Below are 21,729 nucleotides of genomic sequence, written 5' to 3' on the forward strand. Positions count from 1 at the left end.
CGGTCGGGGATTCAAAAAAAACGGTGCTGCGGCGGAGGAAGGCGGGCCGGTGCTCCGCCATCGTTGGCGGCAGAAAGCCAGGGGACTTCCGCGGGCAAGCCGGTGCAGATGGGCATACATCTCAGAAGTTCCCGATGATGAAATCTTTGAAGCGGCCGAATGCGGTTTTCACCGAGCCGCTCTTCTGCGCCACCTTGAACCCCCGAAGACGGGCCTGCCGCGCTTCTTCGAGCAAACCCATGACAGTAGCAGCACGCGGCTGGGCCACCATGTCAGACAAAGCGCTGGAATACTTCGGAATGCCGCGCCGCACGGGCTTCAGGAAGATGTCCTCGCCCAGTTCGACCATGCCCGGCATGATGGCGCTACCCCCCGTCAGGACGATGCCCGACGAAAGCACTTCCTCGTAGCCCGATTCGCGGATCACCTGCTGCACGAGCGAGAAGATCTCCTCCACGCGCGGCTCGATCACGCCGGCCAGCGCCTGCTTGGACAGCATGCGCGGGCTGCGGTCGCCCAGGCCCGGCACCTCCACCTGGGCCTCGGGATCGGCGAGCAGCTGCTTCGCGTAGCCGCTCTCGACCTTGATGTCCTCCGCATCCTTGGTGGGCGTGCGCAACGCCATGGCGATGTCGCTCGTGATGAGATCGCCCGCGATCGGGATGACGGCCGTGTGCCGGATGGCGCCGCCCGTGAAGATCGCGACGTCGGTCGTGCCCGCACCCACGTCCACCACGGCCACGCCGAGTTCGCGTTCGTCGTCGGTCAGCACGGCCTGGCTGGAGGCGAGCGGATTGAGCATCAGCTGCTCCACTTCCAGGCCGCAGCGGCGCACGCACTTGATGATGTTCTCGGCCGCGCTCTGCGCGCCGGTCACGATGTGGATCTTGGCCTCCAGGCGGATGCCGCTCATGCCGATGGGCTCTTTCACGTCCTGCCCGTCGATCACGAATTCCTGCGGCTCCACGAGCAGCAGGCGCTGGTCGCTGGAGATGTTGATGGCCTTGGCGGTCTCGACCACGCGCGCCACGTCGGCGGGGGTGACCTCCTTGTCCTTCACGGCCACCATGCCGCTCGAATTGAGGCCGCGGATGTGGCTGCCCGTGATGCCCGTGTAGACGCGCTGGATCTTGCAGTCGGCCATCAGCTCGGCCTCTTTCAAGGCCTGCTGGATGCTCTGCACCGTGGCGTCGATGTTGACCACCACGCCGCGCTTCAGGCCGTTGCTCGGCGCCACGCCCAGGCCCGCGAGCTTCAGCTCGCCGCCCGGCAGCACCTCGGCCACGACGGCCATCACCTTGGCCGTCCCGATGTCCAGCCCCACCACCACGTCTTTGTATTCTCGTGCCATATCTTGTGTGTCCTGACTTGGGTCAGCGATTCCTCGGGGGCTCCCGCCGCGCGCCCGGGTTTGTGTTCCGTTGGGCTGCCCGCGCCCGTGCCGGTGCGGCACGGGGCGCATCGCCATCCACCGTGGTCACGCCGCGCAAGCGCATGGCGTAACCGTCCGGATGGCGCAGATCGGCCGATTCCAGGGCATCGGGCCTGCGCCCGTACTGGCCCGCCACGCGCGCCACCGTGCGCACGAAGCGCCGGGTGCGTGCTTCCACTTCGTCGGGCGTTCCGCCCCCCAGTTCGATCGCGGCGCCGCTCGCCAGCGAAGCGCGCCAGCTGCCGCGCTTCGAAAGCTCCAGCACGGCCAGCCGCGCGCCCAGGGGCTCCACGGCCGGCGCGAGCCGCTGGTACATGCGCATCACTTCGAGCGACTGCCCCTGCGGACCCTGCAGCCGCGGGAGCTCGTCGTCCTCGACATCGTCGGCGCTGGCCTCGAAGACCTCGCCTTCGGTGCTGAGCAATGTCGCGCCCTCTTCCGGGCCCCAGTAGGCAAAGGCGTCGTGCTCCTGCAGCTCCACCCGCAGGCCGTTCGGGAACTCGCGCCGCACCAGGGCCCGGCGGACCCAGGGCACCTGCTCGAATGCCTCGCGCACGGCCTTCAGGTCCATGGTGAAGAAGTTGCCCACGAGGTGCGGGCCCACGTTGGCGCGCAGCGTCACCGCGTTGTTGTGCACCAGCTCGCCCTGCACCACGATGCGCCCGATGGCGAACATCGGGTGGTGGCGCGCCCACGACCCCGCCGCCATGAGCACGGCCGCGGCACAGCCCACGAAGAGGACCGTGGCGGTCCAGTTCATGAGTTTGACGTCGAACGGCGCAGGCAGCGTGGCGGAGGTCATGCGGCTCCCGGGTTCCCGGTGGCGGGCTCGTGGCCCTGGCTGGCATCGAGCGATGCGCCCGCGAGGATGCGCACGCACAGCTCTTCGTAGCTCACGCCCATGGCGCGCGCCGACATCGGCACCAGAGAATGGCCCGTCATGCCCGGCGAGGTGTTGATCTCCAGCAGGAAGGGCTTGCGGTCGCTCGCGCGGACCATGATGTCCGCCCGAGCCCAGCCGCGGCAGCCCAGCGTGCGGTAGGCCTCGACGACGAGGCGCTGGATCTCGCGCTCCTCGGCCTCGGGCAGGCCGCTCGGACAGCGGTACTGGGTCACGTCGGTGAAGTATTTGTTCTGGTAGTCGTAATTGCCCTGCGGCGCCACGATGTGGATGAGCGGCAGCGCGTGCGCGCCCGCACCCTGTCCCATCACGGGACAGGTGGTCTCGTCGCCTTCGATGAACTGCTCGCACAGCACTTCGGGGTCGTAGCGCGATGCGAGGCGGTAGGCCTGCTCGCACTGCCCGGGCGACGTGACTTTGGTGAGCCCGATGGTCGAACCCTCGCGCGCAGGCTTCACGATCATGGGCGCACCCAGTGCCTCCAGTGCCTGTGCGGTTTCCGCCGCGCTCGCGACGAGCCGCCAGTCCGGCGTGGGCAGGCCCTCGAAGCGCCAGATGCGCTTGGTCATGATCTTGTCCATGGCAATCGCGGAAGCCATCACGCCAGGCCCCGTGTAGGGGATGCGCAGCAGCTCCAGCGCGCCCTGCACCGTTCCGTCCTCGCCATGGCGGCCGTGCAGCGCGATGAAGCAGCGTGCATAGCCATGCCGCTTGAGTTCGGACAGATCGGTCTGCGAAGGGTCGAAGGCGTGCGCGTCCACGCCGCGCGCGCGCAGCGCCTGCAGCACGCCGCCGCCGGACATGAGCGACACCTCGCGCTCCGCCGAGTCGCCGCCCATGAGCACAGCCACCTTGCCGAGGGCACGCACGTCGATTTCAAGGTCTTTCGGATTCAATGCCGCCGTCCTTATTGAATAGTTTGCTCTTCTTTTTGTAGCATTTCGAGCACCTTAGCGGGCACGGCCCCGATGGAGCCCGCGCCCATGCAGAGGACCACGTCGCCTCCGCGCGCGTTGTCCGCGATGCGCTGCGGCAGTTCGGCGATGTCGTCGATGAACACCGGCTCGACCTGCCCGGCGACCCGCACGGCGCGCGCGAGCGAGCGGCCGTCCGCCGCCACGATCGGGGCCTCGCCAGCCGCATACACCTCGGTGAGCAGCACCGCATCGGCGCTGCCCATCACCTTCACGAAGTCCTCGAAGCAGTCGCGCGTGCGGCTGTAGCGGTGTGGCTGGAACGCCAGCACCAGGCGCCGGTCCGGAAAGGCACCGCGTGCCGCGGCGATCGTCGCCGTCATCTCGACCGGGTGGTGCCCGTAGTCCTCGATCAGGGTGAACGTGCCTCCGCCCTGCGCGGGCAAATCGCCGTAGCGCTGGAACCGCCGGCCCACGCCCTTGAACTGCGCGAGCGCGCGCAGCAGCGCCTCGTCGGGGATGTTCAGCTCCACCGCCACCGCGATGGCCGACAGCGCGTTGAGCACGTTGTGCTCGCCCGCGAGGTTCAGCACCACGTCGAGGTCGGGCAGCGTGACGCCGTTGCGCCGCTCGACCCGGAAGCGCATGCGGCCCGCATCCGCGCGCACGTCCACCGCCCGCACCTGGGCACCTTCGGCGAAGCCGTAGCTGGTGACAGGGCAGGTGACGTCGGGCAGGATCTCGCGGATCGCCGGGTTGTCGGTGCAGAGGATCGCCGTGCCGTAGAACGGCATCCGGTGCAGGAAATCCACGAAGGCCGACTTCAGGCGGTTGAAGTCGTGGCCATAGGTTTCCATGTGGTCGGCGTCGATGTTCGTCACCACCGCCATCACCGGCAGCAGGTTGAGGAACGAGGCATCGGACTCGTCGGCCTCCACCACGATGTAGTCGCCCTCGCCCAGCTTGGCGTTGGCGCCGGCGCTGTTGAGCCGCCCGCCGATCACGAACGTCGGGTCCAGCCCCGCTTCGGCGAGCACGCTGGTCACCAGGCTCGTGGTGGTCGTCTTGCCGTGCGTGCCGGCGATGGCGATGCCGCGCTTGAGCCGCATGAGTTCGGCCAGCATGAGCGCGCGCGGCACCACCGGGATCTTGCGTTCGCGTGCGGCCAGCACTTCGGGGTTGTCGGCCTGCACGGCGGTGGAGGTGACCACCGCATCGGCGCCTTCGATGTTCGAGGCCGCATGGCCGACGTGCGTGGCGATGCCCAGGGCCGCGAGGCGGCGCAGCGTGGCGCTGTCGGAGAGGTCCGAGCCCGATATCTCGTAGCCCAGGTTGAACAGCACCTCGGCGATGCCGCACATGCCGGCGCCTCCGAGGCCCACGAAATGGATATGGCGGATGGCGTGCTTCATGCGGCCAGTTCCTCGCACGCGTTGGCCACTTCGCGGGTGGCGTGGATCTTCTGCATCGTCTTGGCTTTCAGGGCGCGCTCCAGCAACGCCGGGCGCTCGGTATCTTGTAGCAGCCGGGCCAGTCCGTCGGCGGACAGGTCGCGCTGCTGCACGAGCCATCCCCCCCCGGCATCGGCCAGGAAACGGGCGTTGGCCGTCTGGTGGTCGTCCACCGCATGCGGGAAAGGCACGAAGACGGCCGCCGCGCCCACGGCGGCGATTTCGGTCACCGTGCTCGCACCCGCGCGGCAGACGATGAGGTCGGCTTCGGCGAATGCGGTGGCGGTGTCATCGATGAAAGGGGTCAGCGTGGCGTCCACGCCGGCAGCGGCGTAGTTCGCACGCAGCGCGTCGATCTGCGTGGTGCCGCTCTGGTGCACCACCACTGGGCGGCGTTCCGCGGGAATCAGCGCGAGCGCCTGCGGCACGATGTCGTTGAGCGCCTTCGCGCCCAGGCTGCCCCCCACCACCAGCAGGCGCAACGGCCCGCTGCGGCCCGCAAAGCGCGCCTCGGGCGCAGGCTGCCGCGTGAAAGGCGCCCGCAGCGGATTGCCGACCCAGGCGCCCTGCTTCAACGCCTGCGGGAACGCGGTGAACACCCGGTCGGCCACTCCGGCCAGCACCTTGTTCACCAGGCCCGCGACGGAGTTCTGCTCGTGCACCACGAGCGGCTTGCCGCACAGAACGGCCATCATCCCGCCTGGGAAAGTGACGTACCCGCCGAGGCCCACGACCACGTCGGGCTTCACGCGGCGCACCACGGCCAGCGCCTGCCAGAAGGCGCGCAGCAACCGCAGCGGCAGCAGCGCCAGGGTGGCGAGGCCCTTGCCGCGCACACCCGAGAAATCGATGGGCTCGAACGCAAACCCCTGGGGCGGCACGATGCGCGACTCCATGCTGCCCGGCGTGCCCAGCCAGTGCACACGCCAGCCGCGCGCGCGCAGCTCCTCGGCCACGGCCAGGCCCGGGAAGATATGGCCTCCGGTGCCACCGGCCATCACGAGGGCGGTCTTGGGGGTGCTCATACGCGGCCTCCGCGCATGAGGTGCTTGTTTTCATAATCCACCCGCAGGACCACCGCGATGGCCACGAGGTTCATGAGGATGGCCGAGCCGCCGAAGCTCATGAGCGGCAGCGTCAGGCCCTTGGTGGGCAGCGCGCCCAGGTTCACGCCCATGTTGATGAAGGCCTGGAAGCCCATCCAGATCGCGACACCCTGCGCGACGAGTCCGGCGAACACGCGGTCGAGCGCGATGGCCTGGCGGCCGATGTGCATGATGCGGCGCGTCATCCAGAAGAAGAGCGCGATCAGCACGAGCACGCCGGCGAGGCCGAACTCCTCGCCGATCACCGCGAGCAAAAAGTCGGTGTGCGCCTCGGGCAGCCAGTGCAGCTTTTCCACGCTGCCGCCCAGGCCCACGCCGAAGATCTCGCCGCGCCCGATGGCGATCAGCGAATGCGAGAGCTGGTAGCCCTTGCCGAGCGCGTGGGCTTCGCTGAACGGATCGAGGTAGGCGAAGATCCGCTCGCGCCGCCAGGGGCTTCCCATCACCATGATGGCGAAGGCCAGCACGAGCACGGCGGCAATCAGGAAGAACATCCGCGCATTCACGCCGCCGAGGAACAGGATGCCCATGGCGATGATGGCGATCACCATGAAGGCGCCCATGTCGGGCTCGGCCAGCAGCAGCACGCCCACCACCGCCACCGCCACGCCCATGGGCAGCACGGCGCGGAAGAAGCGCTCTTTCACGTCCATCTTGCGCACCATGTAGTCGGCCGCATAGATGAGCACGGCGAACTTGGCCAGCTCGGACGGCTGGAAGTTCATGACCCCCAGCGACAGCCAGCGGCGGGCGCCATTGACCACCGTGCCCACGTGCGGCACAAGCACCGCCACCAGCAAGACGATGGAAAGCAGGAAAAGCCACGGCGCCACGCGCTCCCAGGCGGACATGGGCACCTGGAAGGCAAGCAGCGCCGCCACGAATCCCAGCACCAGGGCAATGATGTGCCGCATGAGGAAGTGGGTGGGCGCGATCTTCCCGAAGCGCGGGTTGTCCGGCATGGCGATGGAGGCCGAATACACCATCACCAGGCCCCAGGCGAGCAATGCCACCACCACCCAGAGCAAAGCCTGGTCGAACCCCAGCACGCGCGCCGGGGTGGTCGTGGTCTGGCGGTATTCCGTCCCGCCCACGCGCACAGGGAGCACGTCGGCCGCGGGCGCGGCACCGCCTCCGAACCAGCCGGTCATGCGCTGCCAGAGCCCTGCCGATGGTGCACCCGCGCTCATGCGAGCCCCCCTTCCAGTGCCTGACCCGCTTCGTCCGCCAGCGCCTGCACGGCCTCGCGGAAGACTTCGGCGCGGTGCTCGTAGTTCTTGAACATGTCGAAGCTCGCGCACGCCGGGGACATGAGCACGGCATCGCCCGCATGGGCCCGCTGCGTGGCCAGGCGCACGGCCTCGGGCAGCGTGGCCGCATCGAGCAGGGGCACGCCCGCGCCCTGCAGGGCGGCGCGGATCTGCGGGCCGTCGCGGCCGATGAGCACGGCGGCGCGTGCGTAGCGGGCCACGGGCATGGCCAGGGGCGTGAAATCCTGCCCCTTGCCGTCGCCGCCCAGAATCGCGACGATGCGCCGGTCCGCGCCCAGGCCGTTCAGGGCCGCCACGGTGGCGCCCACGTTGGTGCCTTTGCTGTCGTCGAAATACTCCACCTCGTTCACGCGGCCCAGGGGCTCCACGCGGTGCGGCTCCCCGCGGTATTCGCGCAGGGCGTAGAGCATGGGCGCGAAGGCGCAGCCCGCGGCGTGGGCCAGTGCCAGCGCGGCCAGTGCATTCACCGCGTTGTGCCGGCCGCGAATGCGCAGCGCATCGGCCGGCATTAGCCGCTGGATATGCAGTTCTTCCTCCGACTGGCTGCGGGAGCGCCGGGCGGTTTCGTCGGATTCCTGGGCGCGCACCAGCCAGGCCATGCCATTGACCACTTCGATCCCGAAGTCGCCCGGACGCCGGGGCATGTCGCCGCCGAAGGTGACGTGGGGGCGCAGCTGGGGCTTTTGCAGTTTCACGCGCACGGGCGGAGGCAGCATGGCCATGACCGCGGCATCCTCGCGGTTGAGCACCATGAGGCCCGAGGCTCCGAAGATGCGGGCCTTCGCGCCGGCGTAGGCATTCAGGTCTCCGTGCCAGTCGAGGTGGTCCTGCGTGATGTTGAGCACCGTGGCTGCCGTCGGCTCGAAACCGTCGGCGCCTTCGAGCTGGAAGCTGGAGAGTTCGAGCACCCATACCTGCGGCAGCGCATCGGCATCGAGGTGGCGGCCCAGCGTATCGAGCAGGGTCGGCCCGATATTGCCGGCGACCGCCACGGAACGGCCGGCGCATTCCACCAGCAAGCCCGTGAGGGATGTCACCGTGGTCTTGCCGTTGGTGCCGGTGACGGCCAGAACGGCCGGGGCATAGCCATGCGAGGACTGCAGTGCGCCCAGGGCCATGGCGAAGAGGCCCAGCTCGCCCCCGGTCGCGATGCCTTCCGCGCTGGCGGCCACGAACACGGGCGCCACCACATCGGGGCTCAGCCCCGGGGAGCGGTAGACCGCGTGCAGCCCCCGGCCCTGGACCAGTGCCGCGTCGAACGCACCGGGCACGAAGCGTACCTGCGGCAGTTCGGCCTGCAGCATGGCGAGCTGCGGAGGCGCCTCGCGCGTGTCGGCCACGGTCACCTCGTTCGCGCCGCAGCGGACGCACCAGCGCGCCATGGCAAGCCCCGACGCGCCCAGCCCCAGCACGAGGATGCGCTGCCCCGCCAGAGGACGAAGCGTATCGGCGGGGCGTTCCAGCGGGGCCGGCTCTTCGGCATCCCTGGGGGCAGCATGTTCCTCGGCCACGGTCGCGGCGGCAACGCCGTCGTCGGCCTCTGCTGCCGCCGGGCCATCGGCCTGCACGTCGGCAAAGATGCGCGCCACGAATTCGGTGGCGGCCTGCGCCGCCGAGATGCGCGGAGCGGTCATGTCGAGTTCAGGCAGGCCCGCGCTGGCAGGCGTGCCGATGGGCGGCTCGCCCGCCTCGTGAAGGTCCGCGGCCTGCGGTTCGCCCTGCGCTCCAACCCCTTCCGAACCGAAGGCACCGGCGTTCGCCTGCGCTTCCGCGCCGTCGTCCCGCGTTGGAACAGGCACAGCCCGCTCTGCAACGGACCGTGCCGGCAAAGCATCCGGCGCCGGTACGGAGACGGCGCCAGGTTCGGGAGGGAGGCGGTCGATCGGGTTCATCGCAGCTTCAGCGTCGTGAGGCCGATCAGGCACAGCAGCATGGTGACGATCCAGAAGCGCACGACCACCTGCGTTTCCTTCCAGCCGCTTTTCTCGAAATGGTGGTGCAGGGGCGCCATCTTGAGCAGGCGCCGGCCTTCGCCGTAGCGGCGCTTGGTGTACTTGAACCAGCTGACCTGCAGCATCACCGAAAGCGCCTCGACCACGAAGATGCCGCCCATGATGGCCAGCACGATTTCCTGGCGCACGATGATGGCGATGGTGCCGAGGGCGCCGCCCAGGGCCAGCGCACCGACGTCGCCCATGAAGACCTGGGCGGGGTGGGTGTTGAACCAGAGGAAGGCGAGGCCCGCGCCCGCCATGGCCGAGCAGAAGATCAGCAGCTCTCCGGCACCGGCGATGTAGGGGAACAGCAGGTACTTGGAATACACCGCGCTGCCCGTCACGTAGGCGAACACGCCCAGCGAAGCGCCCACCATCACCACCGGCATGATGGCGAGGCCATCGAGGCCGTCGGTCAGGTTCACGGCATTGCTCGACCCCACGATCACGAGGTAGGTCAGGATCACGAAGCCGAGCACGCCGAGCGGGTAGCTCACTTCCTTGAAGAACGGCACGAGCAGGCCGGCCTGGGGCGGCAGGTCCATCGAGAAGCCCGACTGGATCCAGGTGATGAAGAGTTCGAACACGCGCGCATTGGAGTTCTCGGAAATGCAGAACACCAGGTACAGCGCGGCCAGCAGTCCGATGACGGACTGCCAGAAATACTTCTCGCGAGAACGCATGCCCTCGGGGTCCTTGCGCACCACCTTGCGCCAGTCGTCCACCCAGCCGATGGCGCCGAAGCCCAGGGTGACGGCCAGCACCACCCAGACGAAGCGGTTGGACAGGTCGAACCACAGCAGCGTGGAAATGGCGATCGCCCCCAGGATGAGCACGCCGCCCATGGTGGGCGTGCCGCTCTTGGAGAGGTGCGATTCCATGGCGTAGCCGCGGATGGGCTGACCGATCTTGAGCGCGGTCAGCATGCGGATCACCTTGGGGCCCGCCACGAGACCGATGAGCAGTGCCGTCATGGCCGCCATCACCGCGCGAAAGGTGAGGTACTGGAACACGCGGAAGAAGCCGAACTCGGGCGAAAGCCCCTGCAGCCACTGGGAAAGCATCAGGAGCATGCGGGGCTCCCTTCGGCGATGGCGCGGGCCGGGCCCGCGGCGCCCTGGCCGCTGTCGTCTTTTCGTGGGTGGCCCTGCGACACCGCATCCGGCGCTTCGAGCGCCTGCACCACCTGTTCCATCTTCATGAACCGCGATCCCTTCACCAGCACGCTGCCCACCCCGGGCACGGCGTCCCGCACCGCCACAAGCAGCGATGCCATGTCATTGAAATGCCGTGCCTCCGGCCCGAAGGCCTGCACGGCGTGAATGCCGAGCGATCCCAGCGCGAACAAACGGTCGATGCCCCGATCGCGCGCCTGTCCGCCGGACTCCGCGTGGAACTGCGGGCCCTGGTCGCCCACTTCGCCCATGTCGCCCATCACCAGCAGGCGCGGGCCCGGCAGCTCGGCCAGTACGTCGATGGCCGCTCGCATGGAGTCGGGGTTGGCGTTGTAGGTGTCGTCCACCGCCGTGAGGCGCCGTGGCGAACCGTCCGGCCCCCGCACCGCAGCGGTGAAGGCGCGCGAGCGCCCCTTCACCGGTTCGAAATCCGCGAGCCCGCGCGCGATGGCGCCGAGCGGCGCGCCGGCAGCCAGCGCGCAGGCCGTGGCAGCCAGCGCGTTGGCCACGTTGTGGCGGCCCGCGATGCGCAGCGTGGCATCGAAACCACCCTGCGGCGTGTCGATGTGTACATGCCAGGCGCCGGACGCCCACTGCGCGCGCGTGCAGCGCACGTCCGCATCCGCTTCGGGGCCCGCACCGAACACTAGGCAGCGGCGCGCGCCTGCCAGGCCGCGCCAGAGCGGCGCATAGGCATCGTCGGCGGGGAACACGGCCACGCCGTCGGCGGGCAACGCGGAGATCACCGCACCGTTTTCCTCGGCCACGGCCTGCACCGTGTGCATGAATTCCAGGTGCTCGCGCTGCGCATTGTTCACCAGTGCAACCGTGGGCTGCGCGATGCCGGCCAGCACGGCGATCTCGCCCGGGTGGTTCATGCCCAACTCGATCACCGCGGCCTCGTGTGCGGCGCGCAGGCGCAGCAGCATGAGCGGCACGCCGATGTCGTTGTTGAAGTTGCCTTGCGTTGCAAATGCGGCGTCGCCTTTCCAGGCCCGCAGCACCGATGCCGTCATCTGCGTGACGGTGGTCTTGCCGTTGCTGCCGGTCACGCCGATCAGCGGAAGGGAGAACCGCTCGCGCCAGCCGGCCGCGAGCGCGCCCAGCGCGGCCAGGGTGTCGGGCACCTCGATGCCGGGCAGCCCCACGGACTCCAGCCGGCCCGGATGGGCGATGGCAGCCGCTGCGCCTGCCGCCTGTGCGCCGGCCAGGAATTCATTCGCATCGAAGCGCTCGCCCCGCAGCGCGACGAACAGATCGCCCGGCTGCAGCGTGCGCGTGTCGGTATGCACCCGGCCCAGCAGCGTGCCGGGTGCGCCCACCAGCCGCGCCTGCGGGATGCGCGCCTGCACCAGGGCATGGGCCTGCTGCAGCGTGAGCATGGCCGAGCCGTTCATGCGGACGCTCCCCGGCCCTGCACCGCGGCGGAAGCCCCGCGCGCGTCCAGCGTGGCGCGTGCATGGGCGGCATCGGAGAACGGCCGGCGTACGCCGGCGATCTCCTGGTAGTCCTCGTGGCCCTTGCCGGCGATGAGCACCACGTCGCGCTCGTCGGCCTCGGCAATGGCCCGGGCGATGGCCACGTCGCGCTCGGGCTCGGCCTGCACCGACGTGCCCGCCACGGTGCCCAGCAGGATCTCGTGCAGGATGGCGGCCGGCTCTTCGTTGCGGGGGTTGTCGCTGGTGACGATCACGGCATCGGCGCGCTGCTGCGCGATGCGTCCCATCAGCGGCCGCTTGGCGCGGTCGCGGTTGCCCCCGCAGCCGAACACGCACCACAGGCGCCCGCCGCGCTGGGTGGCCACGGGCCGCAGCGCCTGCAGCGCCTGATCGAGGGCGTCCGGCGTGTGGGCATAGTCCACGGCCACCAGCGGCTGGCCCGGCAGATGGATGAGTTCCATGCGGCCCGGCACGGGCGCGAGCTGCGCAGAGGCCCAGAGCGCATGCTCCAGCGGCACGCCCAGCGCGCGCAGCGTGGCGATCACGGCGAGCAGGTTGTGGATGTTGTAGTGGCCGATCAGGCGCGTCTGCAGCACGTGTGACTGCACGCCTTCGGCCACCGTGAAGCGCAGGCCACCATCGCCCCACGCGATGTCGCGGGCCTGCAGCCGGGCCGGTCCGATGATGGAGGTGCTCCAGAGGTCGAGCGGGCGCTGGGAAAGCGTGTCGTGCAGTTCCGCGCCGCGCGGATCGTCGATGTTCACGATGGCCGCCTGCAGGCCGGGCCAGTCGAACAGCGCGCTCTTGGCCTGCCAGTACGCCGCCATGCCGGAGTGGTAGTCCAGGTGGTCCTGCGTGAAGTTGGTGAACACCGCCGCCCGTACGCGCATGCCGGCAAGGCGGTGCTCCGCGAGTCCGATGGACGAAGCCTCGATGGCGCAGGCACCCAGTCCGTTCTCGACAAAGCCGGCGAATGCGCTTTGCAGCCGCACGGGATCGGGGGTGGTGAGCCCGGTGCTTTCCAGTTCGGGCGGCACGCCCACGCCCAGGGTGCCGATCAGGCCGCAGCCGCCGCGCGTGACCAGTCCGCTGCCCGCGAGCAGGTTGATCGCGTCGGCCAGCCACCAGGTGGTGCTCGTCTTGCCATTGGTGCCCGTCACCGCGACCACGTCCAGGCGCTGGGTGGGAAGGCCGAACCACTCGGCCGCCAGCAGGCCCGTGACCGCCTTCAGGTCGCGCAGCGCGGCAACGCCATCGGCGCCGAAGCGGAAGGCCTCGACCCCCTCGTGTTCGACGAGGCAGGCCGCCGCACCGCGCGCGAGCGCCTCGCCCACGTGCATGCGCCCGTCCGTGGCCGCACCGGGCCATGCGATGAACACGTCACCGGGCCCGACCTCGCGGCTGTCGGTCTTGAGCGTGCCCTGGACGGCGCGCGCCCGCAACCAGGCCATGGCCTCCTGCACGGAGCCGAGCAGGGGCGGCATCGGAGTTTCGGACGCGACGGCAATTTCGGTCATAGCGACTCCTCGGCGCTGTTGGCGACGATCCGGGGCTTCACGGCCATGTCGGGCGGCACGCCCATCATGCGCAGCGTCTGCTGCACCACCTCGCTGAAAACCGGCGCGGCCACGGCACCGCCGTAGAACACGCCGTTGCTGGGCTCGTCGATCATCACCGCGACGATGATGCGCGGTTTGTCGATGGGCGCGAGTCCGGTGAACCAGGCACGGTACTTCCCGGAGGCATAGCTCTTGCCGATCTGCTTGCGCGCCGTGCCGGACTTTCCTCCCACGGAGTAGCCCACGGTCTGCGCCTGCTGGCCGGTACCGCCGGGGCCTGCGGCCATCTGCAGCATCTTGCGGATCTGCAGGGCCGTGCGCTCGGAGAACACCGGCACGCCCACCGCCGGCTCATGCGTCTTGAGCATGGTGGCGGGAATGATCTTGCCGTTGTTCGCGAAGACGGTATAGGAGCGCGCCATCTGCAGCAGGCTGGCCGAGAGGCCGTAGCCATAGGACATGGTGGCCTGCTCGACCGGCCGCCAGGTCTTGTAGGGGCGCAGCCGGCCGCTCACCACGCCGGGGAAATGGATCTGCGGCTTCTGGCCGAAACCCGCCGCCGAGAAGGTTTCCCACATTTCCCGGGCGGGCATCTGCATGGCGATCTTGGTCGTGCCCACGTTGCTCGACTTCTGGATCACGCCTTCCACCGTGAGCACTCCATGGTTGCTGGTGTCGGAAATGGTGGAGCCCGTCACCGTGACTCGGCCGGGGTTGGTGTCGATGATCGTCTCGGGCTTCACGCGGCCGGACTCCAGCGCGAGCCCGATGGTGAAGGGCTTCATCGTGGAGCCGGGCTCGAACACGTCGGTGATAGCGCGGTTGCGCAGCTGCTCGCCGGTCAGGTTCTGCCGCTTGTCGGGGACATAGCTCGGGTAATTGGCGAGCGCCAGCAGCTCGCCCGTGTGCGCGTCGATCACCACCACGCTGCCGGCCTTGGCCTTGTGCAGCGCGACCTGGTCGCGCAGCTTTTGGTAGGCGAAAAACTGCACCTTGCTGTCGATCGAGAGCTGCATGTCCTTGCCGTCCACGGGCGGCACTTCGGCCCCCACGCCTTCCACGACGCGGCCGAGCCGGTCCTTGATGACGCGGCGCGACCCGGCCTTGCCGGCGAGGTCCTTGTCGAACGCGAGCTCCACGCCTTCCTGCCCGTGGTCCTCGACATTGGTGAAGCCCACCACGTGCGCGGCGGATTCGCCCTCGGGGTACTGGCGCTTGTATTCCTTGCGCTGGTAGATGCCCTTGATGTCGAGCGCGGCGATCTTCTGCCCCAGCTCCCAGTCGAGCTGGCGCTTGATCCAGACGAAGGTCTTGTCTTCGTCTGCCAAGCGCGACTGCAGCGCCGGCAGCGGCATCTCCAGCAGCTTGGCCAGCTCCTGCAGCTTGGCGCGCACTTCCGGCTTGTCCTGCTCCACGTCCTCGGGAATGGCCCAGATGCTCGCGGCCGGCACGCTGGAGGCCAGGATCAGGCCATTGCGGTCCACGATGCGGCCGCGGTTGGCGGGCAGTTCGAGCGTGCGGGCGAAACGCACTTCGCCCTGCCGCTGGAAGAACGCGTTGCCGAACACCTGCACATAGGCCGCGCGCCCCCCCAGGGCCAGGAAGCCCAGCGCCACCATGGCGACGATGAACTTGCTGCGCCACACGGGCGTCTTGCTCGCGAGCAGCGGGCTGGAGGTGTAGAGGACGCTGCGGCTCATCGGCGCGCTCCCGCAGAGGCGGCACTCACGGAGGCGCCCGCCATGGGCGCGGCAGCCGTCACGACGGGCGTGCCGTCGTCGGCCACGTACTGCGTGATCGCAGGCGTGGCCGTGCGCATGTGCAGTCGGTCGCGCGCGAGCTTTTCCACGCGCAGCGGCGTGGCCTGGGCGCGCTTCTCCACCTGCAGGCGCTGGTGTTCCGTTTCCAGCCGGCGGGACTCGGCGATGGCGCGGTCCAGCTCGGTGAAGAGGCGGCGCGACTCGTATTGCGTGTGCACGAGATAGAGCGCGCTGGCCAGCACGGCCAGCAGCAGGACGAGGCTCAGCCGGGTCATGGCAGCAGCCCCGCTGTCGCACGCCGCGCCGCCGGGCCCGCCCGGAAAAAGGCCGCGTTCATGCCGCCACCTCGGTGCGTTCGGCCACGCGCATCACGGCACTGCGCGCACGCGGATTGGCCTCCACTTCGGCGGCGCCGGGCTTGATGCGCTCCAGGGCCCGCAAGCGCATCGGCTGGGGCGCGGCGAACGGCGCTCGGCGGTCGTAGACCTCCTTGGAGTGCTGCGCGATGAATTGCTTGGCGATGCGGTCTTCCAGCGAATGGAAGCTGATGACCACCAGCCGCCCACCCGGGGCGAGCACGCGCAGGCTGGCTTCCAGCGCTACCTGCAGCTCTTCCAGTTCAGCGTTGATGAAAATCCGAAGAGCTTGAAAGGTCCGTGTCGCGGGGTTCTGGCCAGCCTCGCGGGTCTTGACCGCGCCAGCCACGAGCTGGGCCAGCTCGGCGGTGGTGCGGAGCGGGCCGCGTTCCGTGCGCCAAGCAACAATCGCCTTTGCAATGGGGCCAGCAAACCGTTCTTCACCGTATTCACGAATCACCTCCGCAATCTGCCCCACATCGGCCGAGGCCAGCCAGTCGGCCACGCTTTCGCCGCGCGTGGTGTCCATGCGCATGTCGAGGGGGCCGTCGAAACGGAAACTGAAGCCCCGCCCGGGGCTGTCGATCTGCGGCGAACTCACGCCCAGGTCCATCAGGATGCCGGCGGCGCTGGCGGCCGGCAGGTCGGCCACGTGGCGAAAGCCCTCGTGCCGAATGGAAAAGCGCGCATCGGTGATGCGCGCTGCTTCCTGGATGGCCTCGGGGTCCTTGTCGAACGCCACGAGGCGGCCCTGCGGCCCCAGCCTCTCCAATATCCGCCGGGAATGACCGCCCCGGCCGAAGGTCGCATCGACCCAGGTGCCGGCCGGCGACGGGCCGGCGCCCCCCAGCAGGGCGTCGACCGCTTCGTCCAGGAGGACGGTGGTGTGCCGAAGCAGCGATGTGGTGTCTTCCATGGCCTTCAGAAAGAAAAGTCCTTGAAGGCTTCGGGCATCTCGCCCTGCATGGCCTGGGCTTCCTGGGCCTCGTAGGTGGCCTTGTCCCAGAGTTCGAAATGGTGGCCCATGCCCAGCAGCATGGTGTCCTTGGAGATGCCGGCGGCCTGGCGCAGCTCGGGTGCGACGAGCACGCGGCCCGTGCCGTCCATGTCGACGTCCTGGGCGTTGCCGAGGAAGATCCGCTTCCACCACTGGGCGGACATCGGCAGTTCGGCGATGCGCTCGCGGAACTTCTCCCATTCGGGGCGGGGAAAGACCATGAGACAGCCGTGCGGGTGTTTGGTGATGGTGAGCTGGCCGCCGGCCGTCGCGCTGAGGACGTCACGATGCCGGGTGGGCACCGAAAGCCTCCCCTTTGCATCCAGACTTAGCGATGACGCCCCTTGAAACACGGATCAGACCTTGACATGTTGTCGCCGCCAACGTCCGTGAAAACGGGGTTGGAAGGCACTTTTCACCACTTAATTGCACTTTTTTGCACTGTATCAGGAAAAGCCCCGAGCACATGGACAGGTGCAACAAAGTTTTGCAATGAAATCAAGGACTTAGCGCTGATTGCGCAGAGAGCAGTTTGGGGAATTTCCTTCCTGGATAAGCACTTAGCCAACCCTGTGCATGTGTTACCTGAAGGTGAGCGGCCAAATCGGAATCCGGACAGGCGCCGGCGCCGGGGGAGGATCGGCGGTGGGGCGCCCCGCCGGCCTCCGGACGTCCGGGCGGCGCAGCCCCTCTACCGGCGATCCACGCGGCCGCAAACGGCACCGCCGCCTGGACGGTCCCGTCCGGCGGCGGCACAGAGCGGTCCGCGCCGGGGCGCCACCGCAAGTCGGGGGAAAAGAGCGCTTCTTACAGGATGTAGCGCGAAAGGTCTTCGTTCTGGCTGAGGCTCTCCAGGCGCCCGTCCACATACGCGGCATCGATGCGCACGGTCTGCCCGGCGAGCCGGGTGGCACCGAAGCTCACTTCGTCCAGCAGCCGCTCCATGACGGTCGAGAGGCGCCGCGCGCCGATGTTCTCGGTGCGCTCGTTGACCTCGAAGGCGATGTGCGCAAGCCGCGTGATGCCTTCGGGCACGAACTCCAGCGTCACCCCCTCGGTGGCCAGCAGCGCCTGGTACTGCTTCACGAGCGAGGCGTGCGTCTGGGTGAGGATGGCCTCGAAGTCGCCCACGGACAGCGATTCGAGTTCGACGCGGATGGGAAAGCGCCCCTGCAGTTCGGGGATCAGGTCGCTGGGCTTGGCGAGGTGGAAGGCGCCGGACGCGATGAAGAGGATGTGGTCGGTCTTCACCATGCCGTACTTGGTGCTGACCGTGGTGCCTTCCACCAGCGGCAGCAGGTCGCGCTGCACACCCTGGCGGGACACGTCGGAGCCGCTCGCCTCCTGCCGCGTGGCCACCTTGTCGATCTCGTCGATGAAGACGATGCCGTTCTGCTCGGCGTTCTGCACGGCCCGGGTCTTGATGTCCTCTTCGTTCACCAGCTTGCCGGCCTCCTCGTCGGTGATCAGCTTGAGGGCCTCGGCGATGCGGAGCTTGCGCGTCTTGCGCCGCTCCTGGCCCATCTGGCTGAACATGCCGCGCAGTTGATCGGCCATTTCCTCCATGCCCTGCGGGCCCATGATTTCCAGCTGCGGGCGCGCGTCGGCCACGTCGATCTCGATCTCCTTGTCGTCCAGCAGGCCTTCGCGCAGCTTCTTGCGGAACACCTGGCGCGCCGTGCTGTCCGCGGGCGCCTCGCCGGTGCGCGCGGGCGGAATGAGCACATCGAGGATGCGGTCCTCGGCGGCGTCTTCAGCGCGGGTGCGCACCTTCCTGGTGTCGGCCTCGCGCGTCTGCTTCACGGCCACCTCGATCAGGTCGCGGATGATCGAATCGACGTCCTTGCCCACATAGCCCACCTCGGTGAACTTGGTGGCCTCGACCTTGATGAAAGGCGCATCCGCCAGCCGCGCGAGGCGCCGTGCGATCTCGGTCTTGCCCACGCCCGTGGGGCCGATCATGAGGATGTTCTTGGGCGTGATCTCCTGGCGCAGGCCGGCATCGACCTGCTGGCGGCGCCAGCGGTTGCGCAATGCGATGGCAACGGCGCGCTTGGCACCGGCCTGGCCGACGATGTGGCGGTCCAGTTCGGAGACGATTTCCTGGGGGGTCATGGAAGACATGGTGGACACTGGAAGCAAAAGGGGCCGTATGCCGGCGGATTCATTGAATACTTTGCTATTGATAACATAGCAAAGCACGGCAGGGGCGGACGGCGGTCAGAGCGTCTCGACGGTGTGGTGCATGTTGGTGTAGATGCACAGCTCGCCCGCAATGGCCAGCGACTTGCGCACGATCTCCTCGGCCGGCAGCTCGGTGTGGTTCAGCAGCGCCTTGGCGGCCGAATGCGCATAGGCACCGCCCGAACCGATGGCCACGATGCCCTGCTCGGGCTCCAGCACGTCGCCGTTGCCCGTGATGATCAGCGAGGCGCTGGTGTCGGCCACGGCCAGCATGGCCTCCAGGCGGCGCAGCACCCGGTCGGTACGCCAGTCCTTGGTGAGCTCGATGGCGGCGCGGGTCAGGTGGCCTCCGTGCTTTTCGAGCTTGGCCTCGAAGCGCTCGAACAGCGTGAACGCATCGGCCGTGGCGCCCGCGAAGCCCGCGAGCACCTTGCCGTGGTGGAGCTTGCGCACCTTGCGCGCCGAGCCCTTGACGACGATGTTGCCGAGGGTGACCTGCCCGTCGCCGCCGATGGCGACCTGGATGGTGCCGTCCGCGGCCTGCCGGCGGACGCTGAGGATGGTGGTGCCGTGAAACTGTTCCATAGCGTCCGGACTTGGGGGTGGACGCCGGGATTGCAACAGGGCGGCGGAGCACCGTACCCGCCAGGGACGCCGCCCTGCCGGAACGGCCGGAACGCCGGTTCAGTTCTTGCGCGGAACGATGCGCGCGTGCTCGTTGACGCCGATCACGTTGAAGAACACCGCCACCAGGCGCTGCACCTGCGTGAAATGCACCACGTTGCCCAGGGCCTGCTGCGCGGCAGCCCAGTTCAGCACCGAGCCGGCGGCCGCGAAATCGACGCGCGCCAGCCGGTCGCAGCCAATGGCGAAAGGCACGCCGCTGCGCAGGTGCGCCTCCAGGGGCTCCAGCATGGGCGTGGCGTCTCCCTCGATGTGCCCGGACAGCAGCGCGGCCGGCACGGCGGGCTCCAGGCCGCCCGACTGCGAGGCCGGATCGCCGAAGCCCGAGACGAAGGAATCGACCTCGAAGCCGGGCGCCGCGGCGGCGGCTTCGGGCACACCGCCCCCGTCATCCGAGTAGCTGCACCGCGGAGGCGCCCAGGACGGCGGCGACACCTCGTAGGTGACGCAGTAGTCCAGCGCGACCAGTTCGAATTCGTCGGGCTTGCCCATGAGCCGCAGCGCCGCCATGCGCAGGCGCCACCATTCGGGCGAGATGTCCCGGTCGCCCGACGGGGTGCGCGCCTCCAGCAGGCTCACGAGCGCATCCACGCCCTTGAACACGATGGTGTCGGTGCGGTCCGCCCATTGGCCGAAAAGCTGCGCCAGGCCCGGCACGGCCGGCTCCTCGATGGTCATGAGGCGCGCCCAGGCGAAGGTCCAGGGCGGGGCGGAACGCGCGATGGCCGCCTGCAGCGCCGCCACCGACTGGGTGGCGAGCACGGACGGCGCGTTCCACAGGAATTCGCGCTGCGGTGCGGCCAGCGCGGCGGCGCTCGCTGCGGCCGGCACCTGCAGGCCGAGCAGTTCGGGCATGGAGAACCACAGTGGGGCCGAGCGGCCGAACCGCGCCGCGAAATCGATCGCGAGCGCGTCGAAGCGCTCGTGCTCCCCGATGGCGCGGTAGAGGTCGAACAGCGCCATCCAGAACTCGGCCTGGCGCTCCAGGTCGTCGCCCTCGTGCTGGGAGAGCACTTCGAGCAGGCCCGATTCAGCCCCGGCATAGTCGCCGTTCGCGAAGCGGATGGCGGCCTCTTCCAGGTCGGGCTCGTGGACGAAGGGCGGCGGCTCGGGTGCCACGAACACGGGAGGGACCGGGTCGGCGCGCTCGGTGAGCATCGGCGGCACGAGCGGCCGGGCGCCCTCGGGCTGGCCGGCGCCGGGCAGCGGCAGGGGCACCGTGGCGGCCGCGAAGTCCGCGGCCGGCGGCAGGCTGTCGCCGGAGAAAAGGGGGTGGACGCCCGCGCCGGCCGCCAGCCCCGCCGGCAGGCTGGCCGGCGCGGTGGGGGCGAACGCGCGCGCATGCGCGTCGGTGGTGGAATCGGGGGCGCCGAGCGATGCCGGCTCGGTGGGCGCCAGCGCGCCGGGCGCCGTGGCGCCGGTGGCGGGCTGCTTGCTCTTCCACCACTGCTGGGACATCTGCGCCTCGATCTCGTCGATCTTCTTGAGCGTGACCGCCCGGTCGTCCGGGGAGGTCATGCTGGTATGGAAGAACGAGGGGCGCGCGGTCTGGTCGTCCGAGCGCTGGCCGTGCAGCGCCTCGCGCTGGCGCAGCTTGCGCAACTGATCGAATTCGCGGCGCCGCACGAAATCGTTGCGGCGCTTGCGCTCGATCATCTCCTTGAGCATCTGCTTGCTGTACTGGCTCTCGCGGTCCTCGTTGATCGAGTCGAGTTCGTTCCAGTTGACGGTGGGGTTGCGCACGAAGCGCACCACCTTGGACAGCAGGCCGCGGGAGGATTCTTCCTTGCTCATGGGTCGTCGTGGCTCAGGGGCAGGCGCCGCGGCGCATGGGTCGGAGGAAAGGGACGGACGGGCGGGAAGCGATGCCGTGCGGAGCGGGCGGCAGGCGGGGGCCTGTCAGTCCCCGAACATCTTCTGCTTCAGCTCGCGGCGCTGCTGTGCCTCCAGGGACAGGGTGGCCGTGGGGCGGGCCAGCAGGCGGCCCACGCCGATGGGTTCGCCGGTTTCGTCGCAGTAGCCGTAGTCGCCCGCATCGATGCGGCCGATGGACTGCTCGATCTTCTTGAGCAGCTTGCGCTCGCGGTCGCGGGTGCGCAGCTCCAGGGCGTGCTCTTCCTCGATGGTGGCGCGGTCGGCGGGATCGGGCACCACGACGGTGTCCTCACGCAGGTGCTCGGTGGTCTCGCCGGCGTTGTTGTGCATGTCCTGCTTGAGCATGACGAGCTTGTGCCGGAAGAAGGCCAGCTGCTTCTCGTTCATGTATTCGCTGTCGGGCATGGAAAGCACTTCGGCGTCGGAGAGTTCCTCCGCCGACTTGGTCTTCCAGTTGTTGGCCAGCTTCGGGTCTTTCTTGGCGGCCGCGACGGGCGATTGCGCTTGCAGGGTCGTAGGCATGATGTGTATTGGCTGGCTGTGCCGGCGAGGGTGGCCGGCTGTGGTGCCGTGGATGGTACGGTCAATTGCTCCAAACGGGAAGAAGGCCGACTCCTATGCCCTCCCCCTT

Annotated in this window: 18 protein-coding genes; all 18 read right to left on the reverse strand. The window is 69.0% G+C overall.

What is annotated here, in order from left to right:
• Positions 1 to 121 precede the first annotated feature (121 nt).
• The 18 genes from ftsA to dksA all read right to left on the reverse strand — a co-directional run bounded on the left by ftsA (position 122) and on the right by dksA (position 21,620).
• Positions 122 to 1,351: a cell division protein FtsA gene (ftsA, locus tag BM144_RS12705; RefSeq protein ID WP_092952771.1), complete on the reverse strand. Its 1,230-nt coding sequence runs from the start codon at positions 1,349 to 1,351 to the stop codon at positions 122 to 124.
• A 22-nt stretch (positions 1,352 to 1,373) separates the two neighbouring features.
• Positions 1,374 to 2,234: a cell division protein FtsQ/DivIB gene (locus tag BM144_RS12710; protein ID WP_092952773.1), complete on the reverse strand. Its 861-nt coding sequence runs from the start codon at positions 2,232 to 2,234 to the stop codon at positions 1,374 to 1,376.
• Complete coding sequence (locus BM144_RS12715; protein ID WP_092952775.1) at positions 2,231 to 3,229, reverse strand: D-alanine--D-alanine ligase; 999 nt, start codon at positions 3,227 to 3,229, stop codon at positions 2,231 to 2,233. Before BM144_RS12715 ends, BM144_RS12710 begins: the two co-directional genes overlap by 4 nt.
• A gap of 11 nt (positions 3,230 to 3,240) precedes the next feature.
• Positions 3,241 to 4,659, reverse strand: a complete 1,419-nt coding sequence (gene murC / locus BM144_RS12720; RefSeq protein WP_092952777.1) for a UDP-N-acetylmuramate--L-alanine ligase — start codon at positions 4,657 to 4,659, stop codon at positions 3,241 to 3,243.
• Entirely contained in the window at positions 4,656 to 5,723 is a 1,068-nt protein-coding gene (murG, locus tag BM144_RS12725; protein ID WP_092952779.1) for an undecaprenyldiphospho-muramoylpentapeptide beta-N-acetylglucosaminyltransferase, read from the reverse strand. Before murG ends, murC begins: the two co-directional genes overlap by 4 nt.
• Positions 5,720 to 6,994, reverse strand: coding sequence for a putative lipid II flippase FtsW (gene ftsW, locus BM144_RS12730; protein WP_092952781.1), 1,275 nt, complete (start codon positions 6,992 to 6,994; stop codon positions 5,720 to 5,722). The genes murG and ftsW overlap by 4 nt, the downstream gene beginning before the upstream one ends.
• On the reverse strand, positions 6,991 to 8,967 hold the full coding sequence (gene murD / locus BM144_RS12735; RefSeq protein ID WP_175526011.1) for a UDP-N-acetylmuramoyl-L-alanine--D-glutamate ligase: 1,977 nt from the start codon (positions 8,965 to 8,967) through the stop codon (positions 6,991 to 6,993). Before murD ends, ftsW begins: the two co-directional genes overlap by 4 nt.
• A complete protein-coding gene (mraY, locus tag BM144_RS12740; protein ID WP_092952783.1) occupies positions 8,964 to 10,142 on the reverse strand; it encodes a phospho-N-acetylmuramoyl-pentapeptide-transferase in 1,179 nt (392 codons plus the stop codon). Before mraY ends, murD begins: the two co-directional genes overlap by 4 nt.
• Entirely contained in the window at positions 10,133 to 11,641 is a 1,509-nt protein-coding gene (locus tag BM144_RS12745; protein ID WP_092952785.1) for a UDP-N-acetylmuramoyl-tripeptide--D-alanyl-D-alanine ligase, read from the reverse strand. Before BM144_RS12745 ends, mraY begins: the two co-directional genes overlap by 10 nt.
• The gene (locus BM144_RS12750) at positions 11,638 to 13,200 is read right to left on the reverse strand and encodes a UDP-N-acetylmuramoyl-L-alanyl-D-glutamate--2,6-diaminopimelate ligase (protein WP_434802665.1); all 1,563 of its coding nucleotides are present in this window, start codon (positions 13,198 to 13,200) and stop codon (positions 11,638 to 11,640) included. Before BM144_RS12750 ends, BM144_RS12745 begins: the two co-directional genes overlap by 4 nt.
• Positions 13,197 to 14,942: a peptidoglycan D,D-transpeptidase FtsI family protein gene (locus BM144_RS12755; protein ID WP_092952789.1), complete on the reverse strand. Its 1,746-nt coding sequence runs from the start codon at positions 14,940 to 14,942 to the stop codon at positions 13,197 to 13,199. Before BM144_RS12755 ends, BM144_RS12750 begins: the two co-directional genes overlap by 4 nt.
• Complete coding sequence (gene ftsL, locus BM144_RS12760) at positions 14,939 to 15,277, reverse strand: cell division protein FtsL (RefSeq protein WP_092952791.1); 339 nt, start codon at positions 15,275 to 15,277, stop codon at positions 14,939 to 14,941. The genes BM144_RS12755 and ftsL overlap by 4 nt, the downstream gene beginning before the upstream one ends.
• 58 nt (positions 15,278 to 15,335) lie before the next feature.
• Complete coding sequence (gene rsmH, locus BM144_RS12765) at positions 15,336 to 16,274, reverse strand: 16S rRNA (cytosine(1402)-N(4))-methyltransferase RsmH (RefSeq protein ID WP_092952793.1); 939 nt, start codon at positions 16,272 to 16,274, stop codon at positions 15,336 to 15,338.
• 5 nt (positions 16,275 to 16,279) lie between these two features.
• Positions 16,280 to 16,708, reverse strand: coding sequence for a division/cell wall cluster transcriptional repressor MraZ (gene mraZ, locus BM144_RS12770; protein WP_092952795.1), 429 nt, complete (start codon positions 16,706 to 16,708; stop codon positions 16,280 to 16,282).
• Between the two features lie 454 nt (positions 16,709 to 17,162).
• Positions 17,163 to 18,479 (reverse strand): ATP-dependent protease ATPase subunit HslU, encoded by a 1,317-nt coding sequence (gene hslU, locus BM144_RS12775; RefSeq protein ID WP_092952797.1) that lies wholly within the window; start codon positions 18,477 to 18,479, stop codon positions 17,163 to 17,165.
• Positions 18,480 to 18,575: 96 nt separating this feature from the next.
• On the reverse strand, positions 18,576 to 19,124 hold the full coding sequence (gene hslV, locus BM144_RS12780; RefSeq protein ID WP_092952799.1) for an ATP-dependent protease subunit HslV: 549 nt from the start codon (positions 19,122 to 19,124) through the stop codon (positions 18,576 to 18,578).
• A gap of 99 nt (positions 19,125 to 19,223) precedes the next feature.
• Entirely contained in the window at positions 19,224 to 21,017 is a 1,794-nt protein-coding gene (locus BM144_RS12785; RefSeq protein ID WP_092952801.1) for an STAS domain-containing protein, read from the reverse strand.
• 105 nt (positions 21,018 to 21,122) lie between these two features.
• The gene (gene dksA, locus BM144_RS12790) at positions 21,123 to 21,620 is read right to left on the reverse strand and encodes an RNA polymerase-binding protein DksA (protein ID WP_092952803.1); all 498 of its coding nucleotides are present in this window, start codon (positions 21,618 to 21,620) and stop codon (positions 21,123 to 21,125) included.
• Between the last annotated feature and the right edge of the window lie 109 nt (positions 21,621 to 21,729).

This window comes from Paracidovorax konjaci, assembly GCF_900112675.1.
Taxonomy (GTDB): Bacteria; Pseudomonadota; Gammaproteobacteria; order Burkholderiales; family Burkholderiaceae_C; genus Paracidovorax; species Paracidovorax konjaci.